Consider the following 3,461-nt stretch of genomic DNA (forward strand, 5'->3'; position numbering starts at 1 on the left):
AGGCGCTGGGATCGGACCGGGGCGGAACTACCGTGCCGTGAACGCCGCCAGGATGGTCAGTGAGACCGTGCGTGCCGCGTCCTCGGGCTTCAGGCGGCCGGCGTTGATCTCGTCGCCCGCGCCGTGCAGCACGTTGTGCAGCGTGGCCACCAGCCAGGAGGTCGGCAGGTCCGACCGGAACACGCCCTCGGACTGGCCGCGGGCCAGCAGCCGTTCGGCGCGGGCCGCGGGTCCGGCGTGCAGGTCCCGGATGCGGGCGCTCGACAACTCCTTCTGTGCGGCGACCAGAAGAGAGCGCGACTGGTAGATCAGCCGCCAACTCGTCGCGATCAGCCGCTCTAGCGCCTCGGCGGGATCTCCGTCGAGTTCGAGCGGTTCGAGTGCCGCGTCACCGTGTTCCAGCACCCGGGCCATCGCCGCGTCCACGAGGTCGGCACGTGAGGCGAAGTGCCCGTACAGCGTCACGCGCCCCACGCCGGCCGCCTTCGCGATCTCCGCCAGCGTCGTGTCGGGGCGCCGCGCGAAGCTCTCGACCGCGGCGTCCAGGATCGCGTCGATGTTGCGCTGGGCGTCGGCCCGGCGGGCGGGCGCGGGGGGCGACGAGGCCATGCATCCTCCTTTAAATCAAACACCGTTGTTTGAGTTACGCTACCAGCCCGACTAACTCGAACATCGATGTCTGACTTAGGAGAAGCAGTGACCGATCAACGGATCACGACGGAGACGGGCTCCGGTGCCCACGGGCGCCGGTGGCAGGCGTTGGCGCTGCTCGGTGTCGCACAGTTCATGCTGATCCTGGACGTCACCGTGGTGGCGATCGCGCTCCCGCACATAGGCGCCGACCTCGATCTGTCCCGCTCGGCGCTGACCTGGGTGGTCAGCGCCTACACGCTGACCTTCGGCGGTCTGATGCTGCTCGGCGGTCGCGGTGCCGACCTCTTCGGGGCCAGGGGCCTCGTCCTCACCGGGCTGGCCACCTTCACGGCGGCCTCGCTGGTCGTCGGCCTGGCCGGCGGCGCCGAAGTGCTGATCGCCGGCCGCGTGGCGCAGGGGCTCGGCGCGGCCATGCTCTCCCCGGCGGCGCTCTCGGTCGTGGTGCGGCTGTTCGAGGGGGAGGAGCGGAACAAGGCGCTCGGCATCTGGTCGGCGCTCGGCGGCAGCGGCGCCGCCGTCGGGGTCCTGCTCGGCGGCGTGCTGACCGCGGGGCCGGGCTGGCCCTGGGCGTTCCTCGTGAACGTGCCGGTCGGCGTCGCCATCATGGTGCTGCTGCCCCGGATGCTGCCGCCGCTGCCGCGCCCCGAGGGCGCGCGTCCGCGCCTCGACGTACCCGGCGCTCTCCTGGTGACCGGGGCGACCGGCGTGGGGATCTACGCGCTCATCAACGCCGGTGACCACGGCTGGGGCGCCGGGAGCACGCTCGGCCTCGCCACGGTCGCGGTGGTGCTGTACCTGGTCTTCGGGGCATGGCAACGAGCCGCGAAATCACCGCTGATGGACCTCGGTCTGCTGTTCCGGCGCCCGGTGACGGCGGGTACGTTCGTCATCCTCACCGGTACGGCGCTGATGGTGGCCGTCTTCTTCCTCGGGTCCTTCTACCTCCAGGAGTACAGCGGCCACGGCCCGCTGGTGACGGGGCTGCTCTTCCTGCCCGTGGCGCTCGCCACGATGGCCGGTGCCCACACGGCCGGCCGGGTCATCGGCGGGCTCGGTGCCCGCCGGGTGGGCGTGACCGGCATGGTGATCGCCGCCGCGGGGCTCGTCGTCCCGGTGCTCCGGGCCGGAACTCCGGCCGTCGTCACGGGAGTCGCTCTGGCCGCGGCGGGGATCGGCTCGCTCTTCGTGGTGGCCTCGGCGACGGCCCTCGGACAGGTCGAGCCGCACCAGGCCGGGCTCGCCTCGGGCATCGTCAGCACCTTCCACGAATTCGGCGCCTCGATCGGGGCGGCCGTCGTCTCCAGCCTCGCCGCGGTGAGCCTGGCGGGCGCCACGGACACCGGGTTCGAGCGCGCCTTCACCGTCTCCGCCGTCGTGGCTGCCGTCGCCGCCGCCGTGATCGCCACGCTGATCCCGGCCGACTCGGCACGCCACTGACGGCAGGCGGCGGACCGCGGCGATCCGCGAGATCCCTCGCTCAGTCGGCGAACGTCAGCACCTCACGCACGGGCCTGCGTTGTGTCCTCGGCCCGCGGGGGCCGTATCCCAGCCGGAGGATCATCTGGACATGGCCCGAGCCCGAGACCGGATCGCGCAGCAGCCACCGCAGGTCGGACCATTCGAGCGCCTGGGTGGCGAACGAACTCGTCAGCCCGTGCCCCGTGGCGACGAGGAGCAGCCGCTCCAGTGCCTGTCCCGCCCGCAGCCAGTCGGCGGGACCGTCCGACACCGTGCTGAGAAGGGCCAGTTGGGGCCGGTCCTCGAAGTCGGCCGTGGGCCGGCCCCGCACCGCGTCGAGCCCGGCGAAGTCGCGGGCCGGGGCGGTTCCACCGCGCCTGCGCGGGCCGAAGGCGTAGTCCGGCACCCCGTCGGTGATCACGTCGGTCCTGGAGTTCCTGGTCCACCGCGCTCGTTCGGCTTCCCGGTCGTGGTCCATGAGGTTGTAGCCCTCGGCGTCCGTGATCAGGTCCAGCACGGCATTGAGGTGCGGAGACGAGAGGAACGTCAGCTCGGCGCCTTCGAGGCTCGCGGCTTCCCCGAGCGTGTTCCGGAGCGCCGTGGGAATCCGGCGCTCGGAGAACGGGAACCGGCTCGTACGCCGTTCGCGAATCTCCGGATACAGGTCGCCGAGAGCGTCCACCCCGGTGCGTACTCCGACACGTACGGTCGCCAGCACCCGTGGGGCCGCCGGATCGGGCAGCAGCGTCGTCTCGGAGCGCCGCCCGAGGTGTGCGAGTGCCACCCGCAGGTTCAGGAGGGCGGCTCCGCACCCGACGTGCAGGCCGCGTCCGTCCCGGTCCTCGTGCGGCATGGCGCGGGAGAGGTCCGCGGACAGCGTGAAGGTGCCCGTGCCCGTGGCGTACCGGAACAGCCACGGCTGTGCGTTGTGCATCGACGGTGCGGCCGTGGCGTCGGAGACCAGCTCCGCCGCCGTCCGTTCGTCGATCGTCTGTACGGACACGGTGCCTCCCGGACCTTGTCGTCCTTCCAGCGTGGAGTCACGGCCGGGTCCGGGGGGAGGGGCCGACAGTCCCCTGCCGGAGCCCTGTCGGCCCCCTGTGGACGCCCCTTCCGGGACCTGTTGCCGCCCGATAGGGCTGAGTGGCACCTGGGGTGCCGTGCCGAGGGGAGTCACGCTTGAAGGTGTGACCGCGGTCGGCGGCCACAGCCCTGGAAGGAGTGCAGGACATGGACCACCGAAGCATCGGTGAACTCATGACCCGCGACGTCGTGAGCGTGCGACTCGACACCCCGTTCAAGGAGATCGCCAGAGCCCTGGCGGATCACGGCGTCAGCGCCGTGCCTGT

Annotated in this window: 4 protein-coding genes; 2 read left to right on the plus strand and 2 right to left on the minus strand. The window is 71.9% G+C overall.

The features are described 5' to 3' along the window. Positions 1–27: 27 nt before the first annotated feature. Positions 28–609: a TetR/AcrR family transcriptional regulator gene (locus tag BHU15_RS34745; protein ID WP_023540498.1), complete on the minus strand. Its 582-nt coding sequence runs from the start codon at positions 607–609 to the stop codon at positions 28–30. A gap of 87 nt (positions 610–696) precedes the next feature. Here BHU15_RS34745 and BHU15_RS34750 point away from each other — a divergent pair, with 87 nt between their 5' ends. Next, positions 697–2,091 carry an MFS transporter gene (locus BHU15_RS34750; RefSeq protein ID WP_247748897.1) on the plus strand — a complete coding sequence of 465 codons (1,395 nt, stop codon included), beginning with the start codon at positions 697–699 and terminating at the stop codon, positions 2,089–2,091. A gap of 40 nt (positions 2,092–2,131) precedes the next feature. Here the strand turns inward: BHU15_RS34750 and BHU15_RS34755 are convergent, their stop codons facing one another. After that, entirely contained in the window at positions 2,132–3,115 is a 984-nt protein-coding gene (locus BHU15_RS34755; protein ID WP_069630766.1) for an Acg family FMN-binding oxidoreductase, read from the minus strand. 254 nt (positions 3,116–3,369) lie between these two features. Between BHU15_RS34755 and BHU15_RS34760 the strand changes: the two genes are divergently transcribed. Then, a partial coding sequence (locus tag BHU15_RS34760; RefSeq protein WP_368483234.1) for a CBS domain-containing protein occupies positions 3,370–3,461 on the plus strand: 92 nt, incomplete at its 3' end.

The organism is Streptomyces niveus, assembly GCF_001723055.1.
GTDB lineage: Bacteria > Actinomycetota > Actinomycetes > Streptomycetales > Streptomycetaceae > Streptomyces > Streptomyces niveus.

Bases quoted from the DNA above. Each gene is read 5' to 3' on its own strand.
- BHU15_RS34745 (WP_023540498.1), bottom strand. From the start codon at position 609: ATGGCCTCGTCGCCCCCCGCGCCCGCCCGCCGGGCCGACGCCCAGCGC.